This is a genomic window from Variovorax sp. LjRoot290, from assembly GCF_964253985.1.
In the GTDB taxonomy this organism is placed as follows: Bacteria; Pseudomonadota; Gammaproteobacteria; order Burkholderiales; family Burkholderiaceae_C; genus Variovorax.
Genome location: NZ_CAXURW020000001.1, coordinates 3,634,858 through 3,648,104, shown reverse-complemented (window position 1 = coordinate 3,648,104; position 13,247 = coordinate 3,634,858). Strand labels below are relative to the sequence as shown.

Annotated in this window: 15 protein-coding genes, 2 pseudogenes and 1 riboswitch; of the genes and pseudogenes, 4 read left to right on the top strand and 13 right to left on the bottom strand. The window is 68.1% G+C overall.

Translation table 11 applies throughout. The annotated features are described in order from the left end of the window. Positions 1 to 71: 71 nt before the first annotated feature. Entirely contained in the window at positions 72 to 893 is an 822-nt protein-coding gene (locus ACSQ9A_RS18050) for an AraC family transcriptional regulator (RefSeq protein WP_093109900.1), read from the bottom strand. Positions 894 to 982: 89 nt separating this feature from the next. Between ACSQ9A_RS18050 and ACSQ9A_RS18045 the strand changes: the two genes are divergently transcribed. Then, on the top strand, positions 983 to 2,224 hold the full coding sequence (locus tag ACSQ9A_RS18045) for an MFS transporter (protein ID WP_436304639.1): 1,242 nt from the start codon (positions 983 to 985) through the stop codon (positions 2,222 to 2,224). A gap of 88 nt (positions 2,225 to 2,312) precedes the next feature. Next, positions 2,313 to 3,065 (top strand): sulfite exporter TauE/SafE family protein, encoded by a 753-nt coding sequence (locus tag ACSQ9A_RS18040; RefSeq protein WP_436304638.1) that lies wholly within the window; start codon positions 2,313 to 2,315, stop codon positions 3,063 to 3,065. 21 nt (positions 3,066 to 3,086) lie between these two features. On the opposite strand, the gene ACSQ9A_RS18035 is transcribed toward ACSQ9A_RS18040, so the two are convergent. From ACSQ9A_RS18035 to ACSQ9A_RS18025, 3 genes are all read right to left on the bottom strand, one after another. After that, positions 3,087 to 3,545 (bottom strand): hypothetical protein, encoded by a 459-nt coding sequence (locus ACSQ9A_RS18035; protein ID WP_436304637.1) that lies wholly within the window; start codon positions 3,543 to 3,545, stop codon positions 3,087 to 3,089. Between the two features lie 110 nt (positions 3,546 to 3,655). Then, entirely contained in the window at positions 3,656 to 4,330 is a 675-nt protein-coding gene (locus ACSQ9A_RS18030; RefSeq protein WP_436304636.1) for a glutathione S-transferase family protein, read from the bottom strand. 16 nt (positions 4,331 to 4,346) lie between these two features. Continuing rightward, positions 4,347 to 4,859, bottom strand: coding sequence for a 6,7-dimethyl-8-ribityllumazine synthase (locus tag ACSQ9A_RS18025; RefSeq protein ID WP_093109780.1), 513 nt, complete (start codon positions 4,857 to 4,859; stop codon positions 4,347 to 4,349). A gap of 89 nt (positions 4,860 to 4,948) precedes the next feature. Further along, a riboswitch (FMN riboswitch) is annotated at positions 4,949 to 5,105 on the bottom strand. 166 nt (positions 5,106 to 5,271) lie between these two features. On the opposite strand from ACSQ9A_RS18025, the gene ACSQ9A_RS18020 reads away from it, so the two are divergent. Next, the gene (locus ACSQ9A_RS18020) at positions 5,272 to 5,733 is read left to right on the top strand and encodes an SRPBCC family protein (RefSeq protein WP_436294561.1); all 462 of its coding nucleotides are present in this window, start codon (positions 5,272 to 5,274) and stop codon (positions 5,731 to 5,733) included. Next, positions 5,717 to 6,073, top strand: coding sequence for an ArsR/SmtB family transcription factor (locus ACSQ9A_RS18015; protein WP_436296329.1), 357 nt, complete (start codon positions 5,717 to 5,719; stop codon positions 6,071 to 6,073). Before ACSQ9A_RS18020 ends, ACSQ9A_RS18015 begins: the two co-directional genes overlap by 17 nt. Here the strand turns inward: ACSQ9A_RS18015 and ACSQ9A_RS18010 are convergent. From ACSQ9A_RS18010 to ACSQ9A_RS17970, 9 genes and pseudogenes are all read right to left on the bottom strand, one after another. Further along, a pseudogene (locus tag ACSQ9A_RS18010) lies at positions 6,042 to 6,278 on the bottom strand (hypothetical protein); the annotation flags it as partial. The gene ACSQ9A_RS18015 and the pseudogene ACSQ9A_RS18010 overlap by 32 nt on opposite strands. Positions 6,279 to 6,501: 223 nt before the next feature. After that, on the bottom strand, positions 6,502 to 7,410 hold the full coding sequence (locus ACSQ9A_RS18005; protein ID WP_436304635.1) for a nucleotidyl transferase AbiEii/AbiGii toxin family protein: 909 nt from the start codon (positions 7,408 to 7,410) through the stop codon (positions 6,502 to 6,504). Next, the gene (locus ACSQ9A_RS18000) at positions 7,407 to 8,012 is read right to left on the bottom strand and encodes a type IV toxin-antitoxin system AbiEi family antitoxin domain-containing protein (RefSeq protein ID WP_436294559.1); all 606 of its coding nucleotides are present in this window, start codon (positions 8,010 to 8,012) and stop codon (positions 7,407 to 7,409) included. The genes ACSQ9A_RS18005 and ACSQ9A_RS18000 overlap by 4 nt, the downstream gene beginning before the upstream one ends. Positions 8,013 to 8,040: 28 nt before the next feature. Next, the gene (locus ACSQ9A_RS17995; RefSeq protein WP_436304634.1) at positions 8,041 to 8,301 is read right to left on the bottom strand and encodes a lecithin retinol acyltransferase family protein; all 261 of its coding nucleotides are present in this window, start codon (positions 8,299 to 8,301) and stop codon (positions 8,041 to 8,043) included. Further along, positions 8,219 to 8,473 (bottom strand): annotated as a pseudogene (locus ACSQ9A_RS17990) (DNA glycosylase AlkZ-like family protein); the annotation flags it as partial. The pseudogene ACSQ9A_RS17990 and the gene ACSQ9A_RS17995, both read right to left, overlap by 83 nt. 42 nt (positions 8,474 to 8,515) lie before the next feature. Next, positions 8,516 to 9,394 carry a sugar phosphate isomerase/epimerase family protein gene (locus ACSQ9A_RS17985; RefSeq protein WP_436304633.1) on the bottom strand — a complete coding sequence of 293 codons (879 nt, stop codon included), beginning with the start codon at positions 9,392 to 9,394 and terminating at the stop codon, positions 8,516 to 8,518. 34 nt (positions 9,395 to 9,428) lie between these two features. Next, positions 9,429 to 10,853 carry an enolase C-terminal domain-like protein gene (locus tag ACSQ9A_RS17980; RefSeq protein WP_436294556.1) on the bottom strand — a complete coding sequence of 475 codons (1,425 nt, stop codon included), beginning with the start codon at positions 10,851 to 10,853 and terminating at the stop codon, positions 9,429 to 9,431. Further along, complete coding sequence (locus tag ACSQ9A_RS17975; protein ID WP_436304632.1) at positions 10,846 to 11,700, bottom strand: sugar phosphate isomerase/epimerase family protein; 855 nt, start codon at positions 11,698 to 11,700, stop codon at positions 10,846 to 10,848. Before ACSQ9A_RS17975 ends, ACSQ9A_RS17980 begins: the two co-directional genes overlap by 8 nt. Before the next feature lie 16 nt (positions 11,701 to 11,716). Continuing rightward, positions 11,717 to 13,243, bottom strand: a complete 1,527-nt coding sequence (locus ACSQ9A_RS17970) for a tripartite tricarboxylate transporter permease (RefSeq protein WP_093109772.1) — start codon at positions 13,241 to 13,243, stop codon at positions 11,717 to 11,719. Between the last annotated feature and the right edge of the window lie 4 nt (positions 13,244 to 13,247).

Below are 13,247 nucleotides of genomic sequence, written 5' to 3'. Positions count from 1 at the left end.
TTCAGCGCGCGGGATGTTGTTCGAGGTGCACCGGCCGATGATACGAAAGCGCTTCCGAGGCGCCGCGGCAGCTACTTCTTCTTGTGCTGGAACGCCGTCGGCGATTTCCCCGTCGCGGCCTTGAACATCGCGCAGAAGGCGCTGTCGGTCGCATAGCCGCTGGCCGACGCCACCTGGCTCACGGCCATGCCGCGCGCGAGCAGGGGCAGCGCATGCGCGAGCACGGCCTGCTGGCGCCATTGCTGCCAGCTCATGCCGAGCTGGTCGCGGAACAGCCGCGCCACGGTGCGCTCGCTGGCGCCGATGGCCTCGGCGCGTTCGGCCAGCGTGGCGCGGCTGGCCGGGTTGCGCAGCAGCGTCTCGCACAACTGGCGCAGGCGCTTGTCGGCCGGCAGCGGCACATCGATGCGGATCTGCGTCGCGCGCTCGAGCTCGTCGACCAGCAGCGGCGCGATCCAGCGCTCGCGCTGCGCCGCATGCGGGTCGGACGGCGGCAGGCCGTCGGGCGTGGTGTCGAGCGCGAGCATCAGGGCGCGCAGCAAGGGGCTGATCTCGAGCACCTCGCATTTCTCCCAGGCCGGCCCGAGCCAGCTGTGCAGGTAGACGGTGCGCAGCTCGGCGTCCTCGATCAGCGTGACGCTGTGCGGCATGTCGGCTGGCACCCAGAGCGCGCGCGAGGGCGGCACGATGTAGCTGCCGTCCTCGGTGCTCAGGCGGATCACGCCGCGCGTCGAGAAGGTCAGCTGCGGCCAGGGATGGGAGTGCAGCTCGACGAGGGTGTCGGCCTTGAGAAAGTGTTCCTTGGCCCGCAGTGGGCGCAGCGCGTCTGGCGCATAGAGATGGGGCGTGAGCGAGGCGACGCTGTAGATCGGCGTGGCGGCAAGGGGCGGCATGATTTCGACAAATGTTGTCTCTGTATCGGCATTCTGCCGCGGCATCCGGGAATACGATCGGTGCCCGCTCCAGTTTCTTGTTGCAATTCATGTCTTCATCCCACGCTTCCGCCGCCACGCCCACCCTGCGCTCCGACGCCAAGCTGATCGGCCTGGTCGGCCTGGCGCATGCCATCAGCCATTTCGCCCAGCTCGTGCTGCCGCCGCTGTTTCCGTGGCTCAAGGACGCCTTCGACGTGAGCTACACCGAACTCGGCGCGGTGCTCACCGTGTTCTTCGTGGTCTCTTGCGTGGTGCAGGCGGCCTCGGGCTTCGTGGTCGACAAGCTGGGTCCGCGGCCGGTACTGTTCGTGGGGCTCGGCCTGCTGGCCCTGGCCGCCGTGGGTTATGCGCTGGCGCAGAGCTACTGGATGCTGCTCGCGAGCGCGGTGGTTGCGGGCGTCGGCAACGGCGTGTTCCATCCGGTCGACTACACGCTTTTCAATCGCAAGGTGGCGCCCACGCGCCTGGGCCATGCCTACAGCGTGCACGGCATCACCGGCAGCCTGGGCTGGGCGGTGGCGCCGGCTTTCGTGGTGCCGCTGGCCATCGCTTTCTCGTGGCGCGTGGCGCTGGCCTCGGCGGGCGCGGTGGCCTTGGTGGTGCTGGCGGTGCTGTGGTGGAACCGCAGCGTGTTGGCGCTCGATGTGAAGGCAGTGCACAAGGCGACCGGATCGGACGCGGCCGCGGGCAGCGAATTCACCTTCCTCAAGATCCCGGCGGTCTGGATGTGCTTCGGCTTTTTCCTCTTCTATGCGATGGCGCTGAGCGTGGTGCAGACCTTCGCTCCGGCCGCGGCCGGCCATCTGCACGCGGTGCCGGTGGCGCTGATCGCGGTGTGCCTCACGATCTACATGGTGGCCAGCGCCGCCGGCATGGTGGTGGGCGGCTTCCTGGCGTCCGACCCCTCGCGGTGCGAGCGCATCGTGGGTGCCGCCTTCGGTGTGGCCGCGGTGCTGGCGCTGGTGCTCGCGCTGGCCGACTTCCCGCCCATCGTGGTGCCGGTGATGTTCGGCGCGATGGGCTTCGCCTCGGGCATCGCAGGGCCTTCGCGCGACCTGCTGGTCAAGCGCTCGACGCCGGCCAATGCATCCGGCCGCGTCTATGGCGTGGTCTACGCGGGCCTGGATATCGGCCAGGCGGTGGCGCCGCTGATCTTCGGCCGGCTGATGGACCATGGCCAGTACGCGAGCGTGATCGTCGGGCTGGCGGTGGTGCAGGCGGTGCTGATCGCCAGCGCGTTCAATGTGCGGCGCGTGCGGCGCGAGGCCTTGGTTCCTGCCTCGGCATGACGAGCCCCCACGCTCGGCACTGCGTGTCCTCGCTGCCCCCCGAGGGGGCCGCAGCCGCCTTGGGGCGGCCCTGCGTCGGCCGATTCGCTTGTCTCTCTACCTGATCGTCGCGCTCGGCGCGGTCGTGGCCGGCTTCGTGCAGGGCCTGTCGGGCTTCGCCTTCGGGCTGGTCGCGATGTCCTTCTGGGCCTGGACGGTGGATCCGAAGCTGGCCGCGGTGCTCGCGACCTTCGGCGCGCTCGCCGGCCAGGTGATCGCGGCCGTCACGGTGCGCCGCGGTTTCAACTGGGCGCTGCTGCTGCCCTTCATCCTTGGCGGCCTCGTCGGCGTGCCGTTCGGCGTCTGGCTGCTGCCGCGGCTCGATGTGCCGCTGTTCAAGGCGTGCCTCGGCGGCCTGCTGGTGCTCTGGTGCCCGGCCATGCTGATGGCGCGCAATCTGCCGCGGGTGAGCGCGGGCGGCCGGGCGGCCGACGCGGTGATCGGCCTGATAGGCGGCGTCTGCGGCGGCCTCGGCGGCTTCACCGGCGCGATCCCGACGCTCTGGTGCACGCTGCGCGGCCTCGAGAAGGACGTGCAGCGCTCGGTGATCCAGAACTTCAATCTCTCGATGCTGGTGGTGGCCTTCTCGTTCTACCTCGGCGCGGGCTTCGTCGCTACCGAGACGCTGCCGCTGCTCGGCATCGTCGCAATCGCGGTGCTGGTACCGGTGCTGCTCGGCGCGCGGCTCTACATCGGCATCAGCGAGGCGCGCTTCCGCCAGGTCGTGCTGGGGCTCCTGACGCTGTCGGGCGTGGCGCTGCTGGCGTCCTCGGTGCCGGTGCTGCTGGCGCGGATCGGCTAGGGCCTGTTAACAGGCCCTAGTTCATTCCAGGTAGTCGATGAACTCCGGGATCACCTCGCGCAGGAAGGTGATTTCCTCCGCCGGAATGCTGCGCGGCTCCAGATCGAAATGGATGAAGGTGCCATAGGGCGTGCCGTCGGCGCGCGTCAGCAGCTGGCCGTAGTAGGACTCGACGAAGCCGGCGTAGGGGCGGTTCGTCAGGCGCTGGTCCTTGGAGGCATCGCTGGTCACGAACTCGCCATGCTCGATCGCATATTGGCAGAAGCTCCTGCCGAGCGGCACCACCTTCAGCCAGCTGCGGTATTCGGAAATGCGGTCGAAAGCGTGCGCCGCATGCATCACTTCGCCGCTCAGTTTGTAGATCGCCGTGAACCGATAGAGCGTCCGGTCGTTGAGCAGGGCCAGCGCCGGGACGATCCCGTGGTTGGCAAGAAGGCTGCGAACCGCCGCAGCAGGCACGGGCAAATCGATGTCGAGCATGGGGATCCTGGTTGGCGTGGGCGCGAATCTTACGCAATTCTTACGGGACTCGGGAACAGGGTTTGACCCCCATCTTGTCAGCGCAAACCCTTGGATGGCCTCACGGAGGCTCAGGGCTCCGCGGCCTCCCAGCCGGGCGTGAAGGGATAGCGCGCGGCCCAGAACTGGGCCAGGCGCGGCTCCGCGTCGACGCGTCGCACCACCTCGGCCATGCGCGGCGCCTCGCGGTAGAAGCGCAGCCGTCGCGGCGTCCAGCGCGAGACCACCGTCACGTAGAGGTCGAGCATGCCGATGGTGTCGCCCAGCAGATAGGGTGTGCCGCGCGGCATCTGCGCATCCATGAGGCGCCAGCATTCGGCGATGCGTTCTTCCGTGCGCTCGAGGATCACCTTCTCGGCCGCCGCATCGGCCGCCAGCCGCGACGGCACATCGCGCGCCCAGAATAGCGAATAGATCGCCGCGGAGACGAAGCTCATCCAGCGCAGGTACTGCGCGCGCTGCGGATCGTCGATGGCGGGGGCGAGACCCGCCTCCGGATGGCGGTCGCCGAGCCAGACCAGGATCGCGGCGCTCTCGGTCATGAGCTCGCCCGAAGGCAGCACCAGTACCGGCACCTGCCGCATCGCGTTGACCGGCAGCAGGCGGTCGCGCTCGGCTTCGCTCTCCCAGGGCGCGACGTCGACGATGGTGCAGGGGGCACCGATGAGCGTGAGCGCGGCATGCGCCGGCGTCGCGCCGGAACCGGGCGCGCCGTAGAGGGTGTAGGGCTTGGCGATGGTGTTCATCGCGAAAGCCTAGGGCTCAGGCGGCGAGCAGCGCATCGACGCGCCGCAATCCCTCCAGGGTCTTCACGCAGGCCTCGGCCACTTCCGTGCCCTTGACCGCGAAATGGCGGTGGAAGTACTTGCGGTGCTCGATGTGTTCGTGGAAGTGGTGTGGCGTGAGCACGGCCGAGAAGACCGGCACGTCGGTCTCGAGCTGCACCTGCATCAACGACTGGACCACCGTGCTGGCGACGAACTCGTGGCGGTAGATTCCGCCGTCGACCACCAGCGCGCAGCCGACGATGCCGGCATAGCGCCCCGAGTTGGCGAGCCGCTTGGCATGCAGCGGGATCTCAAAGGCGCCGGGCACGTCGAAGATGTCGATGCTGTCCTGCGGCACGCCTTGGCGCTGCATTTCCTCGAGGAAGGCGTCGCGCGCCTGGTGGACGATATCCGAATGCCATTGCGCCTGCACGAAGGCGATGCGCCGGCCGCGCGGTGCTTCCGTCGACGCGACGGCGGAGAGGGGAAGGTCGTTGATCTGACTCATGGTTTGCCTTTTGAAGAAGGGTTTCCTGAATCAGGGCGCACGAACCCGAGGCCCGGCACGCGCGCGAACGCGCCTGCCCGGCAACGGGATCGCGCTCTCTTTCATCCGGACTGTGACCGTCGGCCCCGGGATCTCACCAGGTCTGCTGACCCTGCGGCGCATTGCACGCCGCAGGCGCTCGCGGGCTCGTGCGAACGTGTCGCCATCACCGCCGGTGGGGAATTCCACCCCGCCCTGAGAACGCTTTGCCGCTGCGCTTTCGTGCGGCGGCCCGGCGATTCTAGAAGCCGGGCGGCGAGCCGGTTGTCGCGCGTGCGGCAGACCTCGCGTGGCGCGGGGCTTTCGCTAGAAATGCAATGAAATGGTTGCGTTTGACGTTCGCACTGCCTAATATGCAGCCAGGAGGTTGCATATGAACGCATCCACGGACCGCATCGAAAGAAAGATCCTGCTCAAGGCCCCGCGCTCGCGGGTCTGGCGCGCGCTGTCGAACGCCGAGGAGTTCGGCGAATGGTTTCGCGTGTCGCTGAAGGGGCAGGCCTTCGTCGCCGGCCAGCGCGCACGGGGACACATCACCTATCCGGGTTACGAACATCTGGTCTTCGATGTGCTGGTCGAGCGCATCGAACCGGAGCGCCTGCTGGCCCTGCGCTGGCATCCGGCCGCGATCGATCCCGCTGTCGACTATTCGAAGGAGCCGACCACGCTGGTCGAGTTCGAGCTGACCGAAGTCGAGGGCGGCACCTTGCTCACGCTGGTCGAATCCGGCTTCGACAAGATCCCGCCGGAACGCCGGCTGGAGGCCTTCCGCATGAACAGCGGCGGCTGGGACGAGCAGATGAAGAACATCGAGAAGCATGTCGCCACGCCCTAGCGCGCCGGTGAAGCTGAAGAAGCCGGCCCTGAAGAACTCGGCGTCGATCTTCGCGGCGCTGGGCGACGAGACGCGCCTGCGCCTGGTCACCGTGCTGTGCGCCGGCGGCGCGATGTCGATCGCGCAGCTCACATCCGGCACCGAGATCACGCGGCAAGCCGTCACCAAGCACCTGCAGGTGCTGGCCGGCGCGGGTCTGGTGCATGACCTGAAGGTCGGGCGCGAACGGCTCTGGGAGCTCGAGCGGGCGCGGCTGGAAGAAGGCCGGCGTTCGCTCGACGCCATCGCCCAGCAGTGGGATCAGGCGCTCATGCGGCTGAAGCTGGCCGTCGAGGATTGAGCGCCGGTGGCCGCCTGGCCATGAACTCGCTCATGCGCTGCAGCTCGTCGTCGAGCGCCGCGCGAAAGGCCGCGTCGCGCGGCTTCGCGCCGGCATAGCCGAAGGCCGGTTGCAGCCGGCCTTCGCGCGCCGTGACGTTGGCCCAGCCGATCACGCGGTCGTGCCACAACAGGGGCAGCGCGTAGTAGCCGAACTGGCGTTTCGCAGGCGCGAGCCGGCGTGGACGTTTTATCTTCGCAGGGACGTGATCTTGGCCACGCCGAACGCCTCAGCGGTGATCGTCACGACCGGGCATGGGGTTGCACAGAAGACGATGCTCTACAAGCTCGCGGCCGTGCTCTTGGAGTCTGGCCGATTCCTGCCGCGTGCGCCTACACCAGCGCCTGCACGCTAAGAGCGAAAGCGGTCTGACATCACTGTCAGACCTATCAGCGCCACTGCTTCTCCGGAGCTTTCCATGCAGCGGTGGCGTTGCTGCCGCTGCCGGCGACCTGGGTCGCCGGCCACAGCAGGGTATGGAGCAGAGTGACGGTCTCCGGCAGGGTGCTGGCTGCGACAGCGATGCGGCTCTTGTTCAGGAAAGCCTGCCATTGGCGACGCTTGACGTCGTCATCGCCGAATGCCGGGGTCAGCGCAGTCGGAGCCTGGGTGGGCAGGGCGGTGCCGCGGCGCGCAAAGGTGGCCGCAATGGCGCGCGCCAACGTGGCGCCGTCGAGATCGGTCCGCTGCGCGATGAAGGCGATGTCGAAGAAGTCCTTCATGCGGGTGTTGGCCAAGCCGAGCACTGTCATCGCGTGGAACTTCTCGGCGATGACGGTATAGATTGGGTAGACCTTGAGCGTGGGCGCGGCCAAGTCATCGAGAAGCACCGGGAACACGATGGTCTGGGGCTCGGGTGTGACTGCGTCGCCGAACCCGACGTCAATCTGCAGAGCGCAGCGCACGTTGCCGATGCGGCCGGTGAGGCGCACGCGCAGTCCGCCGTAGCGGTTGTCCTCGCGGATCACATCGGCGCGAACAGACTGGGGATCGAAGGCGATGCCGTCGTGGAGGTCGATGGCGGCGATATCGCGGAAGGTCGCGATCAGTGTCTCGGCGTCGTCGGGGCCGAAGCCCAGCAGTTCGGCGTCACGCGTCGGACGGTGGGGCTGGTCGTACCAGAGCGAGAAGAGCAGGGCACCTTTGAGCAGGAAGCGCTCCGCGTGCGCGGACGCAGCGACGCGGCACAGCAGTCGTTCCAGCGCGAAGCGGTTCAGCAGCAGGTTGTAGTCGTCGCCGCGCTGCTTCGCCAGGTTCAACAGGCGGGCAAGCACCGAGGCCCCGAGGTTTGCCGTCATGCGACGACGGTTTCTAGGTAGGGCTGCATGACCTGGGCCACGCGATTGATCTTGGCGTAGCGTGTCACTTCATCGATGTTCAGCTTGCGCTGGCGCCAGGCCTCCTTGAGCGCTTCAAGAGCCACGTCGAGCCCGACCTTGTGGCGGAACTTGAAGCAGTCAGTGATAGTCTTGGACAGGCTGTAGACGCGGATCGTCGAGCCATGCTCGACGATGGTCTCGATGCCTTCGCTGTAGGCCTTGCCGCGCAGGCGCGCGATGCGCAGCGATGGATAGTCGATGGCGGGCGTCTGCGTCGCCTCGGGCAGCGCTATCCAGACCTCATGGGGGAGCTGCGTGCCGATCTCGTGAAACTGCAGCGCGGAGAGCAGGCAGATGACGGCCTTGGGCACACGCCGGCAGACCTCGACAAGCGATTGGTGCTCGGTCATCTCGCTGTCTGGCAGGCTGTAGAGGCCGCGGGTGACGCGTTGGAGCTGACCGGTCCGGTGGAGCTTGAGGAGAAGTTGCGGCGACCAGCCGTGCGAGCGCAGATCAGCCGCGCTCAGCAGTCGCTGGCGGCGGGCGAGTTCGAGTATGCGTGCGGTCTGGGTAAGTGGCACCTGGGAAGTTTAATGTACGCATCACTTGTCAGCAAGTCATGCGCCATTTCGCCAACCAGAGGACCGTACCAAGCAGCCCGAGAACGACGGCACCGTTCACTTGTGGGCTCTGTGGCTTCTCGCCCATCAGCCAGGTGGCGTAGTGCTCACAGTTGCGATTCCACAGGTCGTAGGGCGGCGTGCGGCCGACCGACTGGTGAGCGCGCCTCGCGCGGCAGGAAGCCGTAGTTGACGAGGCAGTCCTCGTCGATCGCCAACCTGGCGTGTCGGCTTTCGAGATCGCCCGCACGGTAGTCCTCGACGCGGTGGCGCAGCGTCAGGTCCTGTGCGCGCGCCGGCGCGCGGATCGGATCGGCCTGCACGAAGCCGAGGCGCCGGATCGCGCGCGGGAGGGTCGTGGCCTTGAAGAGGGTGCGCGCCACGGCATAGCGGCGCAGGTCGTCGAGGGTCGGTTCAGCCATGCGGCGGATTGCAGCACAACCGCCTGCCGCGTGCAGCGCGGCTCAGACCGCGCTGCAATGGCGCTCGATGCAGGTGTCGAGCACTTCCTCGCCGGGGCGCTGCCACCAGTCGAGCGCCGAGAAGATCTCGACTTCGCTGAAGCCGTCGAAGCCGGCGGCCTCGACCCAGCCGCGGATCTTCTTCAGCTCGACCACGCCGTCGCCCATCATCCCGCGGTCGCTCAGCAGGTCGCGCGTGGGCGTGAGCCAGTCGCAGACGTGGTAGGCGAGCAGGCGTTGCTTGCCGGCGCGCGCGATCTGCTGCTGCAGCTTCGGGTCCCACCATACGTGGTAAATGTCGAGCGCGACGCCGAGCATGCCCGAGCGCTGCGGATCGAGTTCGTCGCACAGGTCCAGCGCGTGCTCGAGCGTGTTGATGCAGGCGCGGTCGGCCGCCTGCATGGGATGCAGGGGCTCGATGGCGAGCGGCATGCCGACCCCGCGCGCGTAGTCGAGCGAGGCGGCGATGCCGTCGTGCACTTCGCTGCGTGCGCGAGACAGATCCTTGTAGGCCGCATTGCCTTCGAGCGCGCCGGGCAGGGAGCCGACCACCAGCACGAGACAGGGCGCACCCAGCAGCTTGGCTTCGTCGATGGCGCGGCGGTTGTCGTCCAGCGCGGCCGCGAGGCCGGCCGCATCGGGCGCCGGAAAGAAGCCGCCGCGGCAGTAACCCGACAGGCCGATGCCGTGCGCCTTGAGCTGCTTCGCGATCTTGTCGATGCCGGCGGCGGCGACCTGGTCGCGCCAGGGGCTGATGGCACGGATGCCGCGCGCGGCGCACTGGTCGATGATGCGGTCGAGCGCCACTTCGGCGCCGCGTTGCTTGCGCACGGTGGCGGTGTTGATGGAGAGCCACTCGTGGTCTTGAGAGAAATCGCGCATGGGGAAAAATTCGAAGCGAAGGGGTGGTGAAGAATCAGATGGCGAGCGCCGTCATGGCGTCGAAGTCGGGCATCGCGGCGCTCGCGAAACCAGGGCAGTCCAGTGAGGCGAGGGCGATGCGGCCGTTCGCGATACGCAGGCGCACCGCGCCGTGCGAGCGCTCGTAGAGATCGCCGTGCGCATCGAGAAAAGCTCGCTGCTCTTCGACCGGCAGCGCGGCCATGCCGTTGACGTAATGGTGGCCGTTGCGCTCCACGTGCGTGATGCCCAGCAGGTTGACCAGCGCCAGGTCCTGCTGCACGGCCAGGCCGGCCTGCGTCGTCAGGTCCTCGGCCGACATGAAGTAGCGGATCTGCGAGGGCTCGGCGTTCCATGCCGCGCAGCGCGCCGCATTGAGCAGCGACTTGTAGAAGCCCTTGCAGGTTTTCGAGGACACGCCGGCATAGCCGCGCGCCCGGGCCTGGACGAAGCTGTCGAGCTCGCCGTCGGACTCGTCGATGATCACCGGCTTGCCGATGCTCGCGCTGCGCAGGTCGCGAAGGTCGCGCTCGAGCGCGAGCTTGCGCGCGATCGGCTGCTCGACGAAAAGGATCGAGGCGTAGAGGCGCGCGAGCGCAGGCGTCTCGCGCATCCGCGCCATCAGCTCGGCGATGCCGGCCGCGTCGGTGTATTGCTCGTTGCCGTCGAGCGAGACGAAGTAGGGTTCGGCGGTGCGGTCCAGCACGGCTTCGATCGCGCCGAGGCGCGCGAGGTCGGCATCGATGTCGCCGCCCACCTTGAGCTTGAAATAGCGGTGGCCGTAGACGCGCACCACGTCTTCGAGCGTTTCCGGCAGGCCGTCGGCCACGGGCTCCTTCAGCTCGGTCGCAGTGATGGCATCGACCATGCCGACGGTGTGGCGTGCCTCGATGTGCGCGGCGGGCGCGAGACCGGCGAGGAAAGCGTCCATCCCCAACCCGTCGAACTCGGGCCGCGCCGACCCGATGCCGGCCGCGTTGCTGCGCACCGCTGCGTAGAAGGACATCTGCAGCGCGCGGCACAGCGCGTCGAGCACCGCGCGGTCGAGCAGCGCCGGTCCGTAGCTGGCCAGGAGAGGATTGAAGCCGAGCCGCCCGGCGGCCAGACGGTGCGCATCGTGGTGCCGCGCGAAGTGGCCGAAGGCGCTCCCGGGCGTGGCGTCGCTCAGGTAGGCCTCGCGCGCGAGGGCGGTGACGCGGCGCAGCTGGTCGAAGTTGTCCTCGTTGCTGAGCGCGAGGTTCTTGTCGAACCACTTGGGCGCCATCAGCTCGGCGGCGGCGCCCCAGGCGCTTTGCCCGTCGGCGAACACGATGCGAACGTGCGCGAAGACCTGGGGACATTCGGTCAGCGTCACCACGCCGAAGCGGAAGGGCAGGCGCAGCACCACCGGGCGCTCGTACAGTGCGATCTCGCGGATCACGAAGCGCGGTGCCTCAACCATGGCGAGTTCCTGCGGCTTCCTCGAGCCCGCGCAAATAGCCGATGGCCCGCGCGGCCGAGCCCATGCCGTCGGGCACGTAGTCGAAAGGCTCGACCGCGACGATGCCCTCGTAGTGGCCGCTGTCCTGCATCTCGCGCACGGTCGCCAGGATGGGCGCGAAGCGCATCTCGCCTTGCCCCGGCCCGCGGCGGTTGGGGTCGTTCACCTGCACGTGGGCAATGTGGCCGGTGGGCATCCAGCGGCGCATCAGTGCGGGCACGTCTTCGGCCTCGACCTGGCCTGCAGCACTGCAATCGATCATGGTCTTGAAGGCGGGCGAGGCGATGGCTTGCACCAGCTCGACCGCCTGGGCCACGGTGTTCAGCAGGTCGGTCTCGGTTGTGGACAGCGGCTCGATGCAATAGACCACGCCGCACTGCTGCGCGGACCGCGCGGCGGCCGCCAGGCATTCGCGTGCGCGTTCGAGCGCCGCCGCCTGCGTATCGCCCGGTGGCACCGAGCGCTGCTTCGGCGAGCCGTGCACCAGGTAGCGCCCGCCCATCAGCGCGCAGAGCTCGACCAGGCGCTGCATGACGGCGGTGGTCCGTTGCCTCAAAGCGGCGTCGGCGCTGACGATCGACAGGCCCGCGGGCGCGACCAGCAGCCAGTGCAGTCCACTGATCTCGATGCCGTGGTCCCGCGCCATGCGGCCGAAGGCGCGCGCCTGCGCGTCGCCGATGGCCATCGGGTCCACCGCGAGCGTGAAGGGCGCCACTTCCAGTGCGTCGTAGCCGAGGGCGGCCGCGGCGCGGCACTGCGCCTCGAAGGGCATCTGCTTCAGAACCTCGTTGCAAAGAGAGAACTTCATCGGCGTCAGTCTTCGTTCAGGCACTGCGGCGGAACACGAAGCGTTTGGCGCCGCCCCAGGCACGCCGCAGGCGAACGTTCACCGCCGGGATGTACATCAGCATGGTGAGGATGGTGACGGCAGCCAGCGCCGCGCAGATGGGCCGCGTGAAGAAGGGCGCGATGCTGCCGTCGGACAGCACCAGGCCGCGGCGCAGGCTCTTGTCCAGCAGCTCGCCCAGCACCAGGCCCAGCACGAAAGGCGCCATCTCGTAGCCGCGGCGGCGCAGGAAGAAGGCGCCGACACCGATGGCCAGCATGCAATAGACGTCGAACAGGCGCGAGGCGATCGCGAAGGCGCCCACGGTGCACAGCACGAAGATCACCGGCATCAACACCGAACGGCGCACGCGCAGCACGTGCAGCAGCGGCCGCACCAGGAAGAGCCCGAAGATCAGGATGCTGAAGGTGGCCAGCGTGGTCATCGCCACCACGTCGTAGACGAACTGCGGCGTCTTGATCATGAGCATCGGGCCGGGCTGGATGCCGTGGATGATCATCGCCGCCATCAGCACCGCCGCCGGCGCCGAGCCCGGAATGCCGAGCGCCAGCGCCGGAATGATGCCGCCGGGAATGGCCGACATGTCGCCGGTCTCGGCCGCCATCAGGCCGTCGATCGAGCCCTTGCCGAACTGCTCGCGCTCGGGGCTCACCGTCTTGGCGGCCGCATAGGACATCCACGCGCCCGAGTCCTCGCCGATGCCGGGCAGGATGCCGGTCACCACGCCGATCACGCCGGAGCGGATCACGGTGCGCCAGTACTTCACGACCTCGCGGAAGCGCGGCAGCACGGAGTCCTTCATCTCGACGATCTTGCGCTCGATGGGATCGGCCAGCGAGGTCAGCACCTCGGCGAAACCGAAGGCGCCGATCAAGGCGGGGATGAGCGCGATGCCGCCGGAGAGCTCGTCCCAGCCGAAGGTGAAGCGGTCGTAGGCGTAGAGGCCTTCCTGGCCGATCTGCGCGACCAGGAGGCCCAGGCAGCCCATGAGCCAGCCCTTGATCGGGTCTTCGCCGACGATGCTGCCCGACATCGCCACGCCGAAGAGCGCGAGCCAGAAGAACTCGAAGGCGCCGAAGGACAGCGCGATCTCGGCCAGCGCGGGCGTGAACATCGCCAGGCACAGCACGCCGAACAAGGTGCCGGTGAAGGCCCCCGAGGTCGCGATGCCGATGGCGCGGCCGGCCTCGCCCTTGCGCGCGAGCGCATAGCCGTCGGCGCACGACGCTGCGTTGGCCGCGGTGCCGGGAATGTTGAGAAGAATGGCGCTGCGGCTGCCGCCGTAGAGCGTGCCGACGTAGGCGCAGATCAGGATCAGGATGGCGTCGTTGGGCGCCATCTTGATGGTGAGCGTGGTCAGGAGCGCGATGCACAGCGTGGCCGACAGGCCCGGCATGCAGCCCACCAGGATTCCCAGCAGTGCCCCGCCAAGCCCGTAGGTGATGGACCAGAAGTTCAGGAAGCTGAGGTAGGAGTGCCCCAGCATCTGCAAGCCTTCGAACATGCCG